This window comes from Streptomyces sp. NPDC014894 (assembly GCF_043080985.1).
Lineage (GTDB): Bacteria > Actinomycetota > Actinomycetes > Streptomycetales > Streptomycetaceae > Streptomyces.
On the sequence record NZ_JBIBWD010000015.1, the window covers coordinates 59242 to 78349 of the forward strand.

Here is a 19108-nt window from a genome sequence, read left to right on the forward strand (position 1 = left end):
CCGGGCGCGGGGTCCGGGCGCGCGCCGGAGGGCGCTCAGGCGGCTATACGGAGGCGTTCGGCGGCGGGGTGTACCAGGGGGCGCGGCGGGCGGCGCGCAGCAGTCTGGCCCGGCGCAGGCCGGTGAGCCGGTCCGGGTAGACCGTGCCCTCCAGGTGGTCGCACTCGTGCTGGAGGCAGCGCGCGAAGAAGCCGGCGCCCTCCACCCGTACCGGGGAGCCGTCCGCGCGCACCCCCTCGACCACGGCGCGGTCGTACCGTTCCGTACCCGCTTCGAGTCCGGGCAGCGACAGACATCCCTCCGGTCCGCGCACCGCCGGTCCGTCCGCCTCCACCAGGCGCGGATTGACGATATGTCCGAGGTGGCGGACCTCCTCGTCGTCCGGGCAGTCGTAGACGAGGACCTTCAGTCCCACGCCCACCTGGTTCGCCGCCAGGCCGACGCCCTGGGCCGCGTACATGGTCGCGTACATGTCCTCGATGAGCGTGCCGAGCGCGGGACCGAAGTCGGTCACACTCTCACAGGGCGTGTGCAGCACGGGGTCTCCGAGCAGGCTCATGGGCCGCACGAGTCCGGAACTGCCGGGGATCGGCCGGTTTCGCATGGCCGTAAGCGTACGTTCCGCCGTGACCCGGTCCGCTCGGGCGGTGCCGAGGTACGAGCCCGGGCCCGGACGTGGATAGGCTTGGGCCGACCGATGCAAGGAGGATCAAGGACGATGTCAGGCAACTCGGAGCCACTGACGCCGCGCGCCAAGCTCGCCGTGACGGCGGGCAGAGCGGCTGCCGCGGTCTCTCGCGCGGCCGGACGCGGCAGCGGTTCGGTGATCGGCGGCAAGGTCGCGCTGAAGCTCGACCCCGATCTGCTGGGGCGGCTCGCGCAACACCTGGACGTCGTCCTCGTGTCGGCCACCAACGGCAAGACCACCACCACCCGGCTGATCGCCGAGGCCCTGCGCGCAGCGGGCCCGGTCGTCTCCAACGCGCTCGGCGCGAACATGCCCGCCGGCATCACCTCCGCCCTCGCGGGCGGCTCGGATGCCAAGTTCGGCGTGATCGAGGTCGATGAGAAGTACCTCGCCGGTGTGGCGCGCGATGTCACCCCGAAGGCGATCGCCCTGCTCAATCTCTCGCGCGACCAGCTGGACCGCGCCGCGGAGACCCGGATGCTCGCCGAGAAGTGGCGGGAGGGGCTCGCCGGTTCGAAGGCGGTCGTCATCGCCAACGCCGACGACCCGCTGATCGTCTGGTCCGCCTCCTCCTCGCCCAATGTGGTGTGGGTGGCGGCCGGCCAGGAGTGGAAGGACGACGCCTGGTCGTGCCCGTCCTGCGGCGGTGTGATGCAGCGGCCCGGCGACGACTGGTTCTGCGGTGAGTGCGGCTTCCGCCGCCCCACCCCCAGCTGGGTGCTGAACGGCGACTACGTGCTGGACCCGCACGGCTCGGCCTGGCCGATCCGGCTGCAGCTGCCCGGCCGCGCCAACAAGGCGAACGCCGCCACCTCGGCCGCCGTCGCCGCCTGCTTCGGCGTCCCGCCGCAGGTCGCCCTGGAGCGGATGTACTCCGTACAGGCCGTCGCCGGCCGGTACGACGTGGTCAGCTTCATGGAGCGGGATCTGCGGCTGCTGCTCGCCAAGAACCCGGCGGGCTGGCTGGAGACGTTCTCGCTGATCGACCCGCCGCCGACGCCGGTGATCCTCGCGGTCAACGCCCGGGGCGCGGACGGCACGGACACCTCCTGGCTGTGGGACGTGGACTACACCCGTCTCGCCGGGCACCCGATCTTCGTGATCGGCGACCGGCGGCTGGACCTGGCCGTGCGGCTGGAGGTCGCCGGACTGGACTTCCGGGTCTGCGACAGCGTCGACGAGGCGGTGGGCATGGCCCCGCCGGGACGGATCGAGCTGATCGGCAACTACACCGCCTTCCAGGACGTGCGCCGCCGCGTCGGCAACTGATCCGCGAGCCGCAGAGACTTAAAGGACATAACAGACATGAGCGACAGTAGCCTGCGTCTGGTCTGGGTCTACCCGGACCTGCTCAGCACCTACGGCGACCAGGGCAACGCGCTGGTCGTGGAGCGCCGGGCCCGGCAGCGCGGTCTCGGTGTGCAGCGGGTCGACGTACGCAGCGACCAGCCGATCCCCACCTCCGGCGACATCTATCTGATCGGCGGCGGCGAGGACCGGCCGCAGCGGCTGGCCGCCGAGCGACTGCTGCGGGACGGCGGGCTCTCCCGGGCCGCCTCCAACGGCGCGATCATCTTCTCGGTCTGCGCCGGGTACCAGATCCTGGGCCACGAGTTCATCAACGACCAGGCCGAGCGCCAGGCGGGACTCGGCCTGATCGACGTGGTCTCCACCCGCGGCGAGGGCGCCCGGTGCGTCGGCGACGTGCTGGGCGACATCGACCCCAGGTTCGGGCTGCCGCAGCTGACCGGCTTCGAGAACCACCAGGGCGTCACCCATCTCGGCCCCACCGCCCGTCCGTTCGCCCGCACCGTCATCGGCCGGGGCAACGGCACCGGCGACGGCACCGAGGGCGCGTACAACGGCACCATCTTCGGCACCTACATGCACGGCCCGGTCATGGCCCGCAATCCGCAGATCGCCGATCTGCTGCTGAAGCTGGCCCTCGATGTGAACGCCCTGCCGCCGACCGACGACCGCTGGTACGAGGCGCTGCGCAACGAGCGCATCGCCTCCGCGACCCAGCCCGCCTGACCCGGCCCGCGCCCCGGCGCGGCCCGCCGGGCGGGCGACCGCACGTCCCATGGGGCGTCCCAGCTGATGGGACGCCCCATTGGGTTCCCGCCGCCCCGCGCCGGTAGGGTGACAGAGATCCAGCCGGACGACGTGGTCCGGGAGTCGGCCCACGTTGCAAAGGTAATTCGGGCAATGCGCATTGGTGTGCTCACTTCCGGCGGCGACTGCCCCGGCCTGAACGCCGTCATCCGCTCCGTCGTGCATCGCGCCGTCGTCGACCACGGCGACGAGGTCATCGGCTTCCACGACGGCTGGCGCGGTCTTCTGGAGTGCGACTACCGCAAGCTCGACCTGGACGCGGTGGGCGGCATCCTGGCCCGCGGCGGCACCATCCTCGGCTCCTCCCGGGTCCGCCCGGAGGATTTGCGCGACGGTGTGGAACGCGCCAAGGGGCATGTGGCCGAGCTGGGTCTCGACGCGATCATCCCGATCGGCGGCGAGGGCACGCTCAAGGCGGCCCATCTGCTCTCCGAGGGCGGTCTGCCCATCGTCGGCGTGCCGAAGACCATCGACAACGACATCGCCTCCACCGACGTCACCTTCGGCTTCGACACCGCCGTCGGCGTGGCGACCGAGGCGCTCGACCGGCTCAAGACCACCGCCGAGTCCCATCAGCGGGTGCTCATCGTGGAGGTCATGGGCCGCCACACCGGCTGGATCGCGCTGCACTCCGGCATGGCGGCCGGCGCCCACGCCATCGTCGTGCCCGAGCGGCCCTTCGACATCGAGGAGCTGACCGCCCGGGTCGGCGAGCGCTTCGAGGCGGGCAAGCGCTTCGCCATCGTCGTGGTCGCCGAGGGCGCGAAGCCCCGCGAGGGCTCCATGCGCTGGGACGAGGGCGGCAAGGACGTCTACGGCCACGAGCGCTTCGCCGGAGTCGCCCGCCAGCTCTCCATCGAGCTGGAGCAGCGCCTCGGCAAGGAGGCCCGCCCCGTGATCCTCGGGCATGTCCAGCGCGGCGGCACACCCACCGCGTACGACCGGGTGCTCGCCACCCGCTTCGGCTGGCACGCGGTGGAGGCGGCGCACCGGGGCCAGTTCGGCATGCTCACGGCGCTGCGCGGCACCGAGATCACCATGGTGCCGCTGGCGGACGCGGTCCGGACCCTGAAGACCGTCCCCGCCGAGCGCTACGCCGAGGCCCAGTGCGTGCTCTGACATCCGCCGCGCGAGGGTGACCGCGCCCAGAACCGCCCCCGGCCGCGATCGCGGCCGGGGGCGGTTCTAGTCTGGTCCCGGCAAGTGCGCAACCAGGACGAAACAGGAGCCGGCGGATGGATCACAGCGGGCACGGCATGTCGATGGATCTGCCGCCGTTCACGCTGGGGCGGGGGCTGGAGTTCTCACCGGACCCCTTCTTCCTGACCGGCTGTCTTCTGGCGCTGGCCCTCTACGGATGGGGTGTGCTGCGGCTGCGCCGGCGCGGTGACGCCTGGCAGACCGGCCGGACCGTCTTCTTCGTCGTCGGCGTGCTGACCATCGCCCTGGCGACCTGCACCAAGCTCAATGAGTACGGCATGGTCATGTTCAGCGTGCACATGGTGCAGCACATGATCATCAGCATGGTCTCGCCGATCCTGCTGCTGCTGGGCGCGCCGGTGACGCTGACGCTGCGCGCGCTGCCGGTCGCGGGCCGGGGCCGCACGGGCCCGCGCGAGCTGCTGCTCGCCCTGCTCCAGAGCCGGTACGTCCGGATCATCACGCACCCCGCCTTCACCATTCCGCTCTTCATCGCCAGCCTGTACGGGCTCTACTTCACCCCGCTCTTCGACTTCCTGATGGAGTCGACGCCCGGACATCTCGCGATGATGGTGCACTTCCTCCTCACCGGTCTGGTCTTCTTCTGGCCGATCATGGGCGTGGACCCGGGGCCGCACCGGCCCGGCTATGTGATGCGGATGCTGGAGCTGTTCGCGGGCATGCCCTTCCACGCCTTCTTCGGCATCGCGCTGATGATGGGCAGCGAGCCGCTGGTCGACGCCTACACCTCTCCCCCGGCCTCGCTCGGCGTCGACGTGCTGAGCGATCAGCACGCGGCCGGCGGTATCGCCTGGGCGTTCAGCGAGATTCCGTCGGTGCTGGTGCTGATCGCGCTGGTCTATCAGTGGAACCGCTCCGAGGAGCGGCAGGCCCGGCGCACCGACCGGGCCGCCGACCGGGACGGCGACAAGGATCTGGAGGCGTACAACGCGTATCTCGCCTCGCTCCACGCGCGCGACGGAAGCTCGCGGTAGGACCCGCCGGACGGACGCGCGGACGGGTGCGCCCGGGGCGCGCGCCCGGCGGATCGGGGCGGTTCGCCCCGGCCCGGCGGTAGCGCGAACCGGGGTGTCCGGGTGACGATGACCTCGGCGGCCGGGTCGTCCAAGGAGGGCGCGCATGTCCGGATCCACGAAGGCGATGGGAGTGCTCACCGTCGCGACCCTGGTGGTCGTGACCGCGTACACGGTGGCGCTCGGCAGCAACGGCTGGCTCTGGTTCGGCTGGGTGGTGCTCGGCCTGGTCACGGTCGGGGTGGTCGCCTCGCGCGGGACCTGAGGGGCGGGGCCGGGGGGGCTGGAGAGGCTCCGGAACCCGGTGGGCCGGTGGGCCCGTGGGCCGCTGGGCTCCTGGGCTCCTGGGCTCCTGGGCTCCTGGGCTCCTGGGCTCAGCCGATCGCCGTGTCGAGCCGGCGGGGCGGCCCCTCGGCGCTCCCGCCGTGCCGGATCGCGTCACGGCCGGCGTCCGGCGCCACGGGCACGGGCACGGCGGGCCCTTCCAGGGCGTTCGGCGCGGGCCGGAGCGGGGCGGGCGCGGTCAGCCGGACCCGTTCGGCGCGCTTGACGCGCCGGCTGAACCAGATGACCTTGCCGCCCGCCGTGGGGCAGGTGCCCCAGCTGTCGCTGAGCACCGCCACGGCCGCGAGCCCGCCCCTGGCCGGGCAGGAGCTGGTCAGCCGGGGCATCCGGCGGTCCCCGTCGGCGACGGACGCGATCAGATGGCGTCCGGTCCAGCGCAGCTCCACCACACAGGTCTTGTCTCCCGGGACATGCCGGACCACATTGGCGATCAGCTCGCCGACCGCGCGGCAGACGGGTCCGATATGCGGATCGAGCCTCCAATGGCGCAGATGCGCCGCGAGGATGCGCCGGATCTGCGGGATCCGCTCGGTGGATGCCTGTACTTCCATGATGTACCGGCGGGCGGCCTGGACGTGCATGACCGTGGCTCCTCACCGCGACCGCGTCAGCTCTTCGGCCGCATGGGTCCCCGAGAGCGGAGAGTGACCGCGTATCGCATCTGCGTCACTCACAAGAGTGACGCCGGGTGGGCGGTCCCGCAACACAGCGTCGCGTCGGCGACTCCGTACGGGGAACGGCGCGGCGAAGCCGGGGGGCCGGGGCCGTACGCCCGGACCGCGAGGGGGGGCGGAGCCCACGGGCCGCCGCCGGGGCGACCCCGGCGGGGCCGTCCGGAGATGACCCCCCGCGAGCTCCGCCCGCACCTACACTGGCGTCCTTGAGTGCCCGTCCCCCCGCCGGAACGCAGCTCTGGCCCGGACGCGCCGGAGTAGGGAGTGCCCGTGTTCTACCACCTGCTCAAGCACGTTCTGCTGGGGCCGCTGCTGCGCCTGCTGTTCCGGCCCCGGATCGAGGGGCTGGAGCACATCCCGGAGGACGGCGCGGCGATCGTCGCCGGAAACCATCTCTCGTTCTCGGACCACTTCCTGATGCCCGCGATCATCAAGCGGCGCATCACCTTCCTCGCGAAGGCCGAGTACTTCACCGGCCCCGGACTGAAGGGCCGGCTGACCGCCGCCTTCTTCCGCAGCGCGGGCCAGATCCCGGTGGACCGGTCCGGCAAGGACGCCGGACAGGCCGCGATCCGCGAGGGGCTCGGGGTGCTCGGCCGGGGCGAGCTGCTCGGCATCTATCCGGAGGGGACCCGCTCGCACGACGGGCGGCTCTACAAGGGCAAGGTGGGCGTGGCGGTCATGGCGCTGCGGGCCGGGGTCCCGGTGATCCCCTGCGCCATGGTGGGCACCTTCGAGATCCAGCCGCCCGGCCAGAAACTGCCGAAGATCAAGCGGGTGACCGTGCGGTTCGGCGAGCCGCTGGACTTCTCCCGCTACACCGGTCTGGAGAACGAGAAGGCGGCGATCCGCGCGGTCACCGACGAGATCATGTACGCGATCCTCTCGCTCTCCGGCCAGGAGTACGTGGACCGGTACGCCGCCGAGGTGAAGGCGGAGCTGGAGGAGTCGAAGAAGGCGCGCGGCAGAAAGGGAGGGGCGGCCGGGTGACCGGCCGCCCCTCCCCTCCGTAAGGATCCTTCTCCGTACCGACCGATTCCGGTTCCTACTCCGGTTCCTACTCCGGTTCCTGTTCCGGTTCCTGTTCCGGTTCCTGTTCCGGTTCCGGTCGGGCCCTCGGCTACGGCTACGGCTTCGGCGCCGCGTGCGGGTCGCAGGTCACATTGGCGGAGTCCAGCGTTCCGTCGAGGAGGTAGGCGTCGACCCGCTGGTTGACACAGGCGTTGACGATCCCGGTCACCCCGTGCGAGCCGGCGTTCCTCTCCATGATCAGACGCGAGCCCTTGAGCCGCTTGTGCAGCTCGTACGCGCCGCCGACGGGGGTGGCGGCGTCCCGCTCGGCCTGCACGATGAGCACGCCCGGCAGGCCCTTGCCCGTCTTCACGTCGACCGGGGTGTTCTGCCGGGTGGACCAGGTGGCGCACGGGAGGTTCATCCAGGCGTTCGCCCAGGTCAGGAACGGGTAGTCACGGTGGAGCCGGGTGTTGTCCCGGTTCCACTTCTTCCAGCTGGTGGGCCACTTGGCGTCGGCGCACTCGACGGCCGTGTAGACGGCGTTGCTGTTCTCCGAGCGGATGTTGCCCGCCGTGTCGGCGAGGTCGGGGCCGGCGGCGTCGATCAGCGGCTTCGGGTCGCCGGCGACGTACTTGCTCCAGATCCGGGCGGCCGGCGCCCAGGAGGAGTCGTAGTACGGCGCGCCCTGGAAGAAGCCGGTCAGCTCGGCCGGGCCGACGACCCCGCCGAGGGGGGCCTTCTTGGCGGCGGCGCGGAGCTTCTGCCACTGCGCCTCGACCTTCGCCGGGGTGTCGCCGATCCCGTAGACGGCGTCGTTCTCGGCGACCCACTTCTTCCAGTCGTTCCAGCGCATCTCGAAGGCGACGTCCTGGTCCAGATTGGCCTGGTACCAGATCTTCTCGCGCGAGGGGTTGACCACGCTGTCCATGACCATCCGGCGCACATGGCCGGGGAAGAGCGTCGCGTAGACCGCGCCGAGGTAGGTGCCGTAGGAGACGCCGAGGAAGTTGAGCTTCCGCTCGCCCAGGGCGGCCCGGATCACATCGAGGTCGCGGGCGGTGTTGGGCGTCGTCATGTGCGGCAGCATCCAGCCGCTGCGCTCGGCGCAGCCGTCCGCGTACTCGGCGGCGAGCTTCCGCTGGGCGCGCTTGTCGGCCTCGCTGTCGGGGACCGGGTCGGCCTTGGGGGCCTTGACGAACTCCTGCGGGTCGACGCAGGAGATCGGGGTGGAGCGGCCCACGCCCCTGGGGTCGAAGCCCACGAAGTCGTACGCCTTGGCGGTCTTCGCCCAGAGCGGGTTCTTGCTGGTGACCCGGGTGGGGAAGCGGAGACCGGAGCCGCCGGGGCCGCCGGGGTTGTAGAGCAGCGCGCCCTGGCGCTCGCCCGTGGAGCCGGTGTTGCCGATCCGGTCGACGGTGAGGGTGATCTGTCGGCCGTTCGGGCGGGCGTAGTCGAGGGGGACGGTCACCGAGCCGCACTGAATGGGCTGGGGGAGGTTCCAGTCGGCGGGACAGTCCGCCCAGTCGATGCCCTTCTGCGCGGCGCGCTCGGCGGCCAGTTGCACACCGCGCGCCTCCGACCGGTCGTGGTGGCGGGATTCGGCCTGTGCGACCGGGGCCGCGACCGCGCCCGCGAGGAGCGTGCCCGCTATCAGAGTGCCGGTAGCGCCGAACATCGCTGTGCGTCTCACCAGGAACTTCCCTTCTCTCGTCGAGTCCTTCGGGGGATCCTCGCGTGTGAGGGGTGTGCGGCGACAGGTCGTACTGCTGTTTCTTTACCGAACCAATAACCGGTGCTCCGAGTCCCGCTGAGCGGTACATCACCGGACAGGGACGCGAACAGGCCATCGGAATGACCAATTCCGGCCGATCGGATCGGGCGCGGCGAACCCTCTCCGGGGCGGCGCGAGTTGACCGTGCGCACAAAACGGGCGCGGGCAGGCGCGCGGACGCGGACAGGGGCGCGGGTGCGAATCAGGCAAGACCGCGTACAGAGTGACGAAGGCGGACACAACTCCGCCCCCTTGGTCACGCGGTGATAACGGGACCGCTCGGGGGCGGCGACAGCGGCGCGGGGTCAGCCGATGAGACCGGGACCGGCCGCCCGCACGCCGTCGCGCGCAGGCTGCCGGACCGGTCCAGGACGCCCCGGACCGGCGTCGGCCGTCGCGGCCGCCGGAGGCTTCCCGCACCGGGCCGCCGCCGCCCGACCGCCTCCGCATACGGCTCCGCCGGCCACGGCGGCCGAGTCCGCACGAGCCGGCTCCAACGGAATCACATATGCCACGTACACGTCATATCGCCCGTGCATTCCGTATATCTCTGGCGAAAACCGGCCCTGGCGAGGCCCTCCCGGGGCGGCCGACCCGAGGACCCGTCAACCGCCGTTCGAGTGCCGGGAGTGGTCATCCGTTTGATGTAGGCGACGCCCCCACGGCGACTGGGGCCGAGTTGCGCATCACAGAGGGCGATCTCTTGGAATGCTGTATTCCGGCGCTGGTACGGGCATGCTCAGGTGTCGAGGGCCGGACCGCCCCGGGGCGCTGTCCACCTGAACAGACCAAGGGTGTTAAAACTCACATATCGCCGTTTCCGCTCGGAAATCTGACACCTCGTGGGTCAAGATCCGTGGGACGACAAGCCCCCGTCACCTCGGCGGGGCAGTCCGAGCGGACGCCGAGTCCTGCCGCCGCTTCGGATGACTGGTCGACAGAAGTGCTTCGGCAGGAGTGGAGGACCCAAGCAGTACGGGGCATCCGGGAGATCCGGAAGTCCCTCGGGGTGAAGCCGCGTCATGCGGCCGGGCACCTTCGTCCGCCCGAACCCGACAGGTCATCCTTCACAGGCGGCTGACGAAGGGTTGCGCATGAGTGCGCAGAAAAACGTCCCGTACCTGATGAGTCGGGCGGGGGCCGTGTCGGCCCTCACCCTCGCCGCTGTCGGCGGATCGCTGCTCGTGCCGGGGGGCACGTCCGAGGCGTACGCCGCGTCGTCCCACGCGGGCAAGGCACTCAAGGTGGCGGCCTCGAAGAAGGGCGCTCCCTACGGATACGGAGCAGCGGGCCCCTCCCGCTTCGACTGCTCAGGTCTGACGGTCTACTCGTACAAGAAGGCGGGCAAGAAGCTGCCGCGTACGGCACACCAGCAGTACAACAAGACGAAGAAGGTTTCCTCCTCGTCGCGCAAGGCCGGAGACCTGGTGTTCTTCCACTCCGGCGGCTACGTCTACCACGTCGGCATCTATGCCGGGAAGGGGAAGATCTGGCACTCGCCCAAGAGGGGTTCGTGGGTGAAGCTGGACAAGATCTGGACCAAGAGCGTCAAGTACGGCCGGGTGCGCTGACAGCACGCCACCGGGCCCGCGCCGACCGCCGGTGACCTTCCGGCGGTCGGCGCGGGGCGTCCATGGGGCCGGGGGCCGCCGCCGTCCGCGGCGGCCCTTCGGTCAGCCGGAGGCCCGCGCGGCCCACGGAAGGGCGATCCAGACGGTCTTGCCGCCCTCCTCGGTCGGGGTGACCGTCAGTTTTCCGCCGTTCGCCGCCGTGAGACTGCGCACGATCACCATCCCCCTGCCGTTGTCCTGGCGCACCGCGGCGGGCAGCCGCTGGGGCCAGCGCGGGTGGCTGTCGGTCACCCCGATCCGCAGCCGGTCGTCCCGTTCCAGTTCCAGTTCGACGGTGAAGGTCGGCGACTGGCCGAAGGTGTGCTGCACGGCGTTGGTGGCGAGTTCCGAGACGATCAGCCGGATGGTGTCGACGGCGTCGCTCCCGGCCGGCAGACCCCATTCGCGGACCACGTCCGCGACGAATTTCCGGGCCACGGAGACCGAGGCCGGATCGCTCGGCAGAGTGACGGAAGCTTCCTGAAGGTCTGCCATGACGACGCCGTCCCTTTCCCACCGCGGCCGGGCTCCGAACTCGAAGCGGAGGGTTGCGCGGGCGGCCGCGGATTGCGCTGGTGGCCAGAGTGCCACTCATCGTGCCCCGGTAGGAGTCGATCCCCCAAGATATGCATATATCTGTCGCTCAAAGCGGTGAACTCTGCGACGCGAGACCGTATTCGGCGGCCGGAACCACTTGGATCGCGGGCGAACCGATCCGATGGAACGGAAGGGATGCCCCATGCAGCACGGTCCGGCGGTGCGCCGCCGCAGGCTGGGCGAGGAACTCCGCAGACACCGGCTGGCCGCCCGGCTCACCAGCCGTCGCGCCGCCGAACTGGCCGGCTGGCACCAGTCCAAGGTGAGCCGGATCGAGACCGGCGCCAGCGGGGTCAAGGCCGAGGACGTGACCCTGCTGCTCGATCTCTACCAGGTCGGCGATCCCGAGCCGCGGCTGCTTCTGGAGCGGCTGGCCGGAGCCGCGGACGGCCGGGAGAGCGGCTGGTGGAAGGCGTATCAGGGGCTGCTGCCCGCCGAGTACCGGGACTTCATCAGCCTGGAGTCGCAGGCGGGATCGGTGCGCACGGTGGAGACCTCGGTGGTGCCGGGGCTGCTCCAGACCCCGGAGTACGCGCGGGCGGTGACCCGGGCGACCCTCACCGAGCTGCCCGAGGAGAGCGTCGCGTCCCTCGCCGAGGTGCGGATCGCCCGTCAGGCGGTGCTGCGCGCGGAGCCGCCGCCCGAACTGAGCGTCCTGGTGGACGAGGCCGCGCTGCGGCGCGAGATCGGCGGGCCCCGGGTGATGCGGGAGCAGCTGCGGGCACTGTCCGCCGCGGCCGAACTTCCCCAGGTGCGGCTCCAGGTGGTGCCGTTCTCGGCCGGTGGCTATGCCGGACTGGCCGGTTCTTTCGTTATCTTCTCCTTTCCGAACACTTCCGATCTGGATGTGGTCGTTCTTGACCACCTGACGAGTAGCCTCTATCTGGAACGGGCAGAGGATCTGGCGGTGTACGGCGCGGCCTTCGCGATGACGCAGGCGCGTGCGCTCTCACCGGACCAATCCCTGGATCTCATCGCCGCCCTCACGGCAGGCGCCTAGGAGGCCACCATGTCCGCTCACCCCCACGGTTTGGTCTGGCGGCGCAGCAGCCGCAGCACGGCCGCGAACAACTGCGTCGAGGCGGCCCGGCTGCCCGACCGGGCACTGTCGGTACGGGACTCCAAGGACGTGGCCCGCCGTCCCCTCCGCTTCTCCTCCCGGGCCTGGACCAGCTTCCTCGGCGCGGTCGGGACGGAGCGCCTCGGCTGACCCTCGGGCCCCGGCGCGCCGGCCCCTCGAACCCCTGGCTCCGGTGGCCCGCGGGCTCCCGGGCCGGGGGCTCGGCCGGTCCGCCGGTTCTCAGCCGCCGGCGGTCCGCGGGTTCTCAGCCGGCGGCCGGTCCGCCGGTTCTCAGCCGGCGGCGGGGCGCGGGGCCGTCCCCGCCACGATCGACACCGCCCGGGCGATCTGCTCGTCGGTCAGATCGGCGCGGGCCGTCAGCCGCAGCCGCGAGACGCCGTCCGGCACCGACGGAGGACGGAAGCAGCCGACGCCCAGACCGGCCGCCCGGCAGGCCGCGGCCCACTCGACCGCGGCCCCGGGCGAGGGCGCGCGCACGGAGACCACGGCGGCGTCGGGGCGTACCGCCGTCAGCCCCCGCGCCGTCAGCCCGCCGTGCAGCGCCCTCGCGACCGCGCGCACCCGGGCCGCCCGCCGCGGCTCCCGCCCCAGCAGCCGCAGCGCGGCCAGGGCGGCGCCCGCGGCGGCCGGGGCGAGCCCGGTGTCGAAGATGAGGGTCCGGGCGGTGTTGACCAGATGGGCGATGACCCGGGCCGGGCCGAGGACCGCGCCGCCCTGGGCGCCCAGGGACTTGGAGAGCGTCAGCGTGGCGACCACGCCGTCGCCGCCCGACACTCCCGCCGCGTACGGCGCGCCCCGGCCGCCGTGGCCGAGGACTCCCAGTCCGTGCGCGTCGTCTACCAGCAGCGCCGCGCCCTGCTCCCGGCAGACCCCGGAGAGCGCCTCCAGCGGGGCCGCGTCGCCGTCGACCGAGAAGACCGAGTCGGTGACGACCAGCGCGCGCTGTTCGGGGCGGTCGTCGAGGATCCGCCGTACGGCGTCCGGGTCGGCGTGCGCGGCGATCTCCGTCCGGGCGCGCGAGAGCCGGCAGCCGTCGACGATCGACGCATGATTGCCCGCGTCGGAGACGATGAGCGAGCCGGCGGCGCTCAGCGCGGTCACGGCCGCGAGATTGGCCGCGTAACCGGAGGCCAGCACCAGCGCCGCCTCGAATCCGCAGAACGCGGCCAGCTCGGCCTCCAGTTCGGCGTGGAGTTCGGTGCTGCCGGTGACCAGCCGGGAGCCGGTCGCGCCCGCGCCCCAGCGCCGGGCGGCCGCGCCCGCCGCCGAGGTGACCTCGGGATGGCGGGTGAGCCCCAGATAGTCGTTCCCGGCGAGGTCCAGCACGGAGGAGTCGGCGGGGCGCGGCCGGAGCGTACGGACCAGTCCCGCCCGCTCCCGTCGGCGCGACGCGTCCTCGATCCACTCGAAAGGGTCCTGGGCCATGGTCGTCGGGTCCTCTTCCGGTGCGTCGGCACGGGGCCGGGCGCCCGGGGTGTGCGGCGGGGCCGGGCAGGGCTTTTGTAGGCAACGCACAGACCCTAACCGGGGTGGATCACGCGGTGGATGTGGTCATGCACACACCTGGAACAGGGTCTGTTGTGGAGTTCCGCCTTTCCCCGGGCCCGTGCCGTAGGCCAGGATCGGCGGCATGGACCTGCTGAACACGCTGGTGGAGAAGGGGCTTCGGCGCGAACTGCCGAGCCGTGCAGAGGCACTCGCCGTACTGGCGACCTCCGACGACGAGCTGCTGGACGTGGTGGCCGCGGCGGGGAAGGTGCGCCGCCAGTGGTTCGGGCGGCGGGTGAAGCTCAACTATCTGGTCAATCTCAAGTCGGGGCTGTGCCCGGAGGACTGCTCCTACTGCTCCCAGCGGCTCGGGTCGAAGGCGGAGATCCTCAAGTACACCTGGCTGAAGCCGGACGAGGCCTCCGAGGCCGCGGCGGCCGGGGTCGCGGGCGGCGCCAAGCGCGTCTGCCTGGTCGCCAGCGGACGCGGTCCGACCGACCGGGACGTGGACCGGGTGTCCAAGACCATCGAGGCGATCAAGGAACAGAACGAGGACGTGGAGATCTGCGCCTGCCTCGGGCTGCTCTCCGCGGGTCAGGCCGAGCGGCTGCGGGAGGCCGGGGCCGACGCGTACAACCACAACCTCAACACCTCGGAGGGGACGTACGGGGAGATCACCACCACCCATACGTACGCGGACCGGGTGGACACCGTGCGGCAGGCGCAGGCGGCCGGTCTGTCGGCCTGCTCCGGGCTGATCGCGGGCATGGGCGAGAGCGACGAGGATCTGGTCGACGTGGTCTTCGCGCTGCGCGAACTGGACCCGGACTCCGTTCCGGTGAACTTCCTGATCCCCTTCGAGGGGACTCCCCTGGCCAAGGAGTGGAATCTCACCCCCCAGCGCTGTCTGCGCGTCCTGGCGATGGTGCGGTTCGTCTGCCCCGATGTGGAGGTCCGGCTCTCGGGCGGCCGCGAGGTGCATCTGCGGTCGATGCAGCCGCTGGCACTGCACCTGGTCAACTCGGTCTTCCTCGGGGACTATCTGACCAGCGAGGGGCAGGCGGGCAAGGCGGATCTGGACATGATCGCGGACGCCGGCTTCGAGGTGGAGGGCGCGGGCACCACGACGCTTCCGGAGCACCGGACGCCGGGCGGCTGCGGATCGGTGTGCGCCGACGGCGCCCCCGCCGCCGTACCGGAGGACGAGACCGGGGCCGACGCCGCGCAGGAGCCGCCGGCCCCGGCGCCGGAGACCCGTGCGGACGCGGCGCCGGCGCCCCGTACGGATCTGGTGACGGTCCGCCGCCGGGGCGCGGGGACGGATCTCGCGCCCAATGCCTGAACCGCTTCCCGTCCCCGAACTGCTGGCCCTGGACCGGGCCCATGTCTGGCATCCCTACGGTCCCATGCCGGGCCGCGCCGAACCGCTGGTGGTGGAGTCGGCGTCCGGGGTGCGGCTGAGACTGGCCGAACCGGTGCACGGTCAGCGCGAGTTGATCGACGGCATGGCGTCGTGGTGGTCGGCGATCCACGGCTACAACCACCCCGTGCTCAACGCGGCGGCGCGCGACCAGCTGGAGCGGATGAGCCATGTGATGTTCGGCGGGCTGACCCATGAGCCAGCCGTACGGCTGGCGGCCCGGCTGGTCGAGATCACTCCCGAACCGCTGCGCCATGTCTTTCTGAGCGATTCGGGCTCGGTCGCGGTCGAGGTCGCGGTCAAGATGTGTCTGCAGTACTGGCGTTCGGCCGGCCGCCCGGCGAAGCGGAGGCTGCTGACCTGGCGCGGCGGCTACCACGGGGACACCTGGCAGCCCATGGCGGTGTGCGACCCCGACGGCGGGATGCACCGGCTGTGGTCGGGGGCGCTGCCCCGCCAGATCTTCGCGGACGCCCCTCCGGCCGCGTACGAGGAGTCGTACGCGGAGCATCTGCGGGAGCTGGTCGCCCGGCACGCCGACGAGCTGGCGGCGGTGATCGTGGAGCCGGTGGCGCAGGGCGCGGGCGGGATGCGGTTCCACTCCCCCGGATATCTGCGGGTGCTGCGGGAGGCGTGCGACGCGCACGGGGTGCTGCTGGTGTTCGACGAGATAGCCACGGGGTTCGGTCGCACCGGGACGCTCTTCGCGGCGGACCGGGCCGGTGTCTCGCCGGATGTGATGTGCCTGGGCAAGGCCCTGACCGGCGGCTATCTCTCGATGGCGGCGACGCTGTGCACCGCAGAGATCGCGGACGGGATCTCGCGGGGCGAGGTCCCGGTGCTGGCGCACGGCCCCACCTTCATGGCGAACCCGCTGGCCGCCGCGGTGGCGGGCGCGTCCGTCGATCTGCTGCTGGCCGGGGACTGGGCGCGCGAGGTCGAGCGGCTGGAGTCGGGGCTGCGGAAGGGGCTGGCGGCCGCCGAGGGGGCGCGGGGCGTCGCCGAGGTGCGCGTCCTGGGCGGCATCGGGGTGGTCGAGCTGGACCACGAGGTCGACATGGCCTCGGCGACCCGGGCGGCGGTACGGGCCGGGGTGTGGCTGCGGCCCTTCCGGAATCTGGTCTATGTGATGCCGCCGTATGTGATGGACGACGCGGATCTCGCACAGGTGTGCGAAGGGGTGCTCGCGGCGGCGGAAGCGGGCTGAGGCGGGCACGGGGGACGCCCCCCGGACCGCGGCGGGCGAGGGCGCGGAGCCCGGCACCTCGAAGGGCCGAATCCCCGGACCGGACGTCCGGGACGAGGTCCTGGACGCGTACCGGACGTACGGGACGAGGGCTCGGCCCGTACCGGACGGCCCGCAGGACCCCGGCGCCGCAGCGGACGCCCGGGAAGAACCGAACGGCCGGGAAGCGAACGGCCAGGAAAGGCAGAACTGCGACATGTCCGTCATCGTCGTCTCCGGCACCGGCACCGAGATCGGGAAGACCGTGGTCACCGCCGCGCTCGTGGCCCTCGCGAAGGGCCGCCGGATCGCCGTGGCCAAGCCCGCGCAGACCGGCGTCGACAGCGGCGAGCCCGGCGATCTGGACGAGGTGCGCCGGCTCGGCGGCCAGGTGTACGGGGTCGAGATGGCCCGGTTCCGGGAGCCGCTCGCGCCCGCCGCCGCCGCGCGCCGGGCCGGCCTCCCCGGGGTGCGGGCCCAGGCGGTCGCGGAGTGCGTCGGCCGGCTTGCCGCCGAATACGAGCTGGTGGTGGTCGAGGGCGCGGGCGGGCTGCTCGTACGGTTCGACGCCGACGGCGACACCCTCGCCGACGCCGCGCAGCTGCTCGGCGCTCCGGTGCTCGTGGTCGCCCCCGCCGGGCTCGGCGCCCTCAACTCCGCGGCGCTGACCGGTGAGGCGCTGCGGGCCCGGGGCATCGACCAGCTCGGCGTGGTCGTCGGGAGCTGGCCCGCCGAGCCGGACCTCGCCGCGCGCTGCAATCTGCTGGATCTGCCGGAGGCGGCGGGCGCGCCCCTGCTGGGCGCGGTGCCGGAGGGGGCGGGACGGCTGGCTCCGGCCGACTTCCGGGACCGGGCCGCCGACTGGCTCGCGCCGCGTCTGGGCGGGCGGTGGGACGCGGCCGCCTTCACCGCCGCCGCGCACGGCGGAGTGCCGGCCGCCTCCGTAGGCTGAGCGGATGCGCGCACGAATCGACGAAATCGTCTTCGACTGCCGGAATCCCGGCGGTCTGGTGCGGTTCTGGGCCGCCCTGCTGGGGGGAGCGCCGGTGGACCGGAGCCCCGACTGGTCCTTCGTCGATCCGCCCGGATCGCCTCGGCTCGCCTTCCAGCGGGTGCCGGAGGGCAAGGCCGTCAAGAACCGTCTCCATCTGGATCTGGACGCCGGGGACGTCGAGCGGGCGGCGGCGGAGGCCGTGACGCTCGGCGCGACCCGCTCGGGGCCGGTCCGCACCGACTCCCAGGGCCGCTTCCAGGTGCTGCTGGATCCGGAGGGCAATGAGTTCTGCTTCGTCGCGGGACCGGCCCCCGGCGGAGGAGAATAGGAGAGGCCCGCCGGACTCACATGGCCGGTCTCCACGGACCGGAACGGCCCGGACCGGATCGGTCGGCACCGGCCGGGCGCCCGCCGAGGAGGCCGCGATGCGAGAGCGCCGCAATGCCGTGCCGGGGGACGCCGTGTGCCACCCGGTGTTCGCCCGCTTCTACGCCCGCTTCAGCGTCGCCGCCGACACCGGCGCGGGCGTCGCCGCCCACCGCGCGGAACTGCTCTCCGGTCTCTCCGGCCGGGTGGTCGAGATCGGCGCGGGCAACGGGCTGAACTTCGCGCACTTCCCGTCCGCCGTCTCCGAGGTGGTGGCGATCGAGCCGGAGCCCGCCCTGCGCGCCCTGGCCCGCGGGGCGGCGGCCCGGTCCGAGGTCCCGGTGGACGTGGTGCCGGGGCTGGCCGAGGCGCTGCCGCTCAAGAGCGAGGCGTTCGACGGCGCGGTCTGCTCGCTGGTGCTCTGCTCCGTACGGGATGTGGGACGGGCGCTCGGCGAGGTGATGCGGGTGCTGCGGCCCGGTGGCGAGCTGCGGTTCTTCGAGCACTGCCGGGCCGGGACCCGGGGGCTGGCGGCCGTGCAGCGCGCGGTGGACCGCACCGTGTGGCCCCTGCTGTTCGGCGGCTGCCACACCGCGCGGGACCCGGTCGCGGAGATCGGTTCGGCGGGCTTCGTCCTCGGCGTCCACCGGCGGCTGCGGGTGCCCGAGCGCGGGATCGCCGTGCCGACCTCGCCGTGTGTGCTGGGGGTGGCGCGCCGGCCGTTCCCGGGCGCGGAGGCCCGAGCCGGGGAGGCTGAGCCCGGCGGAGGAGCCTGAGCCGGGGGCCGGGAGGTCCGAGCCGGGGATGATGCCCGGGCCGGGGGCCGGGGGCCGGGAGGCCCGGGGCTCGGGCTCCGGGCCCGGCCCCCCGGCGAAAAGCCGGTGGCCCGGCCCAGGGCACTCGTGCTTGGCTCCGGCCATGACCGACCTGCGTATACGCGTACGTACCGCCCGGGCCGACGAGGCCGAGACCGTACTGGCCTTCTGGGCCGAGGCCGCCGAGGGGACGAGCATCACGGACGACGCCGACGGCGTCGGCCGGCTGATCGCCCGCGATCCCGAGGCGCTGATCCTCGCCGAGTCCGGGGGCAGGCTGGTGGGCTCGGTGATCGCGGGATGGGACGGCTGGCGCTGCTCGCTGTACCGGCTCGCGGTGCTGCCCGAGTTCCGCCGCCGGGGCATCGGCACGGCGCTGCTGGAGGCCGCCGAGGCGCGATTCGCGACGGTGGGCGGGCGGCGCGGCGACGCGATGGTGCTGGAGGCGAATGAGCGGGCGCGGCTGGCCTGGGCGGCGGCCGGCTACCACCGCGAGGACCACTGGCGACGCTGGGTGAAGCCGTTCGCGGAGAACTCCGTCACGGGCTGACACCTCCCCGCGGCGGGGGGGGGGCCCCCCCCCCCCCCCCCCCCGCCCGGGGCCCGCCCGCGCCCCCGCCCCCCCCCCCCCCCGCGGGAGGGTGAGCGGCCCGCCCCCCCCCCCACCACGC

At 72.7% G+C, this 19108-nt stretch carries 20 protein-coding genes and 1 riboswitch; of the genes, 15 read left to right on the forward strand and 5 right to left on the reverse strand.

Annotated elements, in window-relative coordinates; translation table 11 throughout:
• Positions 1-43: 43 nt before the first annotated feature.
• Complete coding sequence (def, locus tag ACF089_RS29325) at positions 44-604, reverse strand: peptide deformylase (protein WP_392032910.1); 561 nt, start codon at positions 602-604, stop codon at positions 44-46.
• Positions 605-718: 114 nt separating this feature from the next.
• On the opposite strand from def, the gene ACF089_RS29330 reads away from it, so the two are divergent.
• From ACF089_RS29330 to ACF089_RS29350, 5 genes are all read left to right on the forward strand, one after another.
• Complete coding sequence (locus ACF089_RS29330) at positions 719-1957, forward strand: MurT ligase domain-containing protein (protein WP_392032913.1); 1239 nt, start codon at positions 719-721, stop codon at positions 1955-1957.
• A gap of 36 nt (positions 1958-1993) precedes the next feature.
• Positions 1994-2722, forward strand: coding sequence for a type 1 glutamine amidotransferase (locus ACF089_RS29335; RefSeq protein WP_392032916.1), 729 nt, complete (start codon positions 1994-1996; stop codon positions 2720-2722).
• A gap of 174 nt (positions 2723-2896) precedes the next feature.
• Complete coding sequence (locus tag ACF089_RS29340; RefSeq protein ID WP_392032919.1) at positions 2897-3922, forward strand: 6-phosphofructokinase; 1026 nt, start codon at positions 2897-2899, stop codon at positions 3920-3922.
• A 116-nt stretch (positions 3923-4038) separates the two neighbouring features.
• Entirely contained in the window at positions 4039-4998 is a 960-nt protein-coding gene (locus tag ACF089_RS29345) for a cytochrome c oxidase assembly protein (protein WP_392032921.1), read from the forward strand.
• A gap of 145 nt (positions 4999-5143) precedes the next feature.
• Positions 5144-5302, forward strand: a complete 159-nt coding sequence (locus ACF089_RS29350) for a hypothetical protein (RefSeq protein WP_392032924.1) — start codon at positions 5144-5146, stop codon at positions 5300-5302.
• Between the two features lie 109 nt (positions 5303-5411).
• Here the strand turns inward: ACF089_RS29350 and ACF089_RS29355 are convergent, their stop codons facing one another.
• The gene (locus ACF089_RS29355) at positions 5412-5963 is read right to left on the reverse strand and encodes an ATP-binding protein (RefSeq protein ID WP_392032927.1); all 552 of its coding nucleotides are present in this window, start codon (positions 5961-5963) and stop codon (positions 5412-5414) included.
• Between the two features lie 363 nt (positions 5964-6326).
• On the opposite strand from ACF089_RS29355, the gene ACF089_RS29360 reads away from it, so the two are divergent.
• Positions 6327-7046, forward strand: a complete 720-nt coding sequence (locus tag ACF089_RS29360) for a lysophospholipid acyltransferase family protein (protein ID WP_392032930.1) — start codon at positions 6327-6329, stop codon at positions 7044-7046.
• 136 nt (positions 7047-7182) lie between these two features.
• Here the strand turns inward: ACF089_RS29360 and ACF089_RS29365 are convergent, their stop codons facing one another.
• Positions 7183-8745 carry an alpha/beta hydrolase gene (locus ACF089_RS29365; RefSeq protein WP_392033203.1) on the reverse strand — a complete coding sequence of 521 codons (1563 nt, stop codon included), beginning with the start codon at positions 8743-8745 and terminating at the stop codon, positions 7183-7185.
• 1030 nt (positions 8746-9775) lie between these two features.
• Positions 9776-9933: riboswitch (cyclic di-AMP (ydaO/yuaA leader) on the forward strand.
• A gap of 2 nt (positions 9934-9935) precedes the next feature.
• Between ACF089_RS29365 and ACF089_RS29370 the strand changes: the two genes are divergently transcribed.
• Positions 9936-10412, forward strand: a complete 477-nt coding sequence (locus ACF089_RS29370) for a C40 family peptidase (RefSeq protein WP_392032933.1) — start codon at positions 9936-9938, stop codon at positions 10410-10412.
• Between the two features lie 102 nt (positions 10413-10514).
• On the opposite strand, the gene ACF089_RS29375 is transcribed toward ACF089_RS29370, so the two are convergent.
• On the reverse strand, positions 10515-10946 hold the full coding sequence (locus ACF089_RS29375; RefSeq protein ID WP_392032936.1) for an ATP-binding protein: 432 nt from the start codon (positions 10944-10946) through the stop codon (positions 10515-10517).
• 244 nt (positions 10947-11190) lie between these two features.
• Here ACF089_RS29375 and ACF089_RS29380 point away from each other — a divergent pair, with 244 nt between their 5' ends.
• Together ACF089_RS29380 and ACF089_RS29385 are read left to right on the forward strand one after the other, a co-directional pair.
• Positions 11191-12048, forward strand: a complete 858-nt coding sequence (locus tag ACF089_RS29380; RefSeq protein ID WP_392032939.1) for a helix-turn-helix domain-containing protein — start codon at positions 11191-11193, stop codon at positions 12046-12048.
• A gap of 9 nt (positions 12049-12057) precedes the next feature.
• Positions 12058-12258, forward strand: a complete 201-nt coding sequence (locus tag ACF089_RS29385) for a DUF397 domain-containing protein (protein ID WP_392032942.1) — start codon at positions 12058-12060, stop codon at positions 12256-12258.
• A gap of 141 nt (positions 12259-12399) precedes the next feature.
• Here ACF089_RS29385 and ACF089_RS29390 read toward each other — a convergent pair whose 3' ends face one another.
• Entirely contained in the window at positions 12400-13554 is a 1155-nt protein-coding gene (locus ACF089_RS29390) for an 8-amino-7-oxononanoate synthase (protein WP_392032945.1), read from the reverse strand.
• 205 nt (positions 13555-13759) lie between these two features.
• Between ACF089_RS29390 and bioB the strand changes: the two genes are divergently transcribed.
• From bioB to ACF089_RS29420, 6 genes are all read left to right on the forward strand, one after another.
• Complete coding sequence (gene bioB, locus ACF089_RS29395) at positions 13760-14959, forward strand: biotin synthase BioB (RefSeq protein WP_392032948.1); 1200 nt, start codon at positions 13760-13762, stop codon at positions 14957-14959.
• Entirely contained in the window at positions 14952-16244 is a 1293-nt protein-coding gene (locus tag ACF089_RS29400) for an adenosylmethionine--8-amino-7-oxononanoate transaminase (protein WP_392032951.1), read from the forward strand. The genes bioB and ACF089_RS29400 overlap by 8 nt, the downstream gene beginning before the upstream one ends.
• A gap of 235 nt (positions 16245-16479) precedes the next feature.
• Positions 16480-17214, forward strand: coding sequence for a dethiobiotin synthase (bioD, locus tag ACF089_RS29405; RefSeq protein ID WP_392032954.1), 735 nt, complete (start codon positions 16480-16482; stop codon positions 17212-17214).
• 4 nt (positions 17215-17218) lie between these two features.
• Positions 17219-17584: a VOC family protein gene (locus ACF089_RS29410; protein ID WP_392032956.1), complete on the forward strand. Its 366-nt coding sequence runs from the start codon at positions 17219-17221 to the stop codon at positions 17582-17584.
• 97 nt (positions 17585-17681) lie between these two features.
• Positions 17682-18398: a class I SAM-dependent methyltransferase gene (locus tag ACF089_RS29415; protein WP_392032959.1), complete on the forward strand. Its 717-nt coding sequence runs from the start codon at positions 17682-17684 to the stop codon at positions 18396-18398.
• 142 nt (positions 18399-18540) lie between these two features.
• Positions 18541-18987: a GNAT family N-acetyltransferase gene (locus tag ACF089_RS29420; RefSeq protein ID WP_392032962.1), complete on the forward strand. Its 447-nt coding sequence runs from the start codon at positions 18541-18543 to the stop codon at positions 18985-18987.
• Positions 18988-19108 lie beyond the last annotated feature (121 nt).